1 protein-coding gene is annotated in these 340 nt (G+C 51.5%); it reads right to left on the bottom strand.

Annotated elements, in window-relative coordinates; genetic code table 11:
• Positions 1 to 65 precede the first annotated feature (65 nt).
• The gene (locus P0G09_RS16290) at positions 66 to 326 is read right to left on the bottom strand and encodes a hypothetical protein (protein WP_275253187.1); all 261 of its coding nucleotides are present in this window, start codon (positions 324 to 326) and stop codon (positions 66 to 68) included.
• Positions 327 to 340: the final 14 nt, after the last annotated feature.

Genomic DNA, 340 nt, shown 5'->3' with positions numbered 1-340 from the left:
GGTGATGTACGGCTCTGTGCCGTAATACTTTTTCAGGTCGATAGACTGTAAAATGCTCATAAAATTCAATCCTTTCTTTGTATGTTGTAAATGCGGAACGCTGCTGCGCCGGTGGCCGCCAACTGTACCAGAATCAGCACAGCGAACAGGCCGAAGCTCTCATAGTAGAAAAGTTCATCCCAAAACAGGAGAACATCACAGAGAGCAGTCAAGGCAACCGTCCAGCGGATGTGCCGGGCCAGCCAGTGCCGGAACACCAGCACAAGGACAACGGGTGGGACGATCAGCAGCACCAGATTCAAAATCAATGTCGGGGTCAGTTCCATTGCGTTGCCTCCTC

Origin of the sequence: Faecalibacterium sp. DFI.5.82 (assembly GCF_029076575.1) — a bacterium.
In the GTDB taxonomy this organism is placed as follows: domain Bacteria; phylum Bacillota; class Clostridia; order Oscillospirales; family Ruminococcaceae; genus Faecalibacterium; species Faecalibacterium duncaniae.
This window is presented reverse-complemented; position numbering and strand designations above follow the sequence as displayed.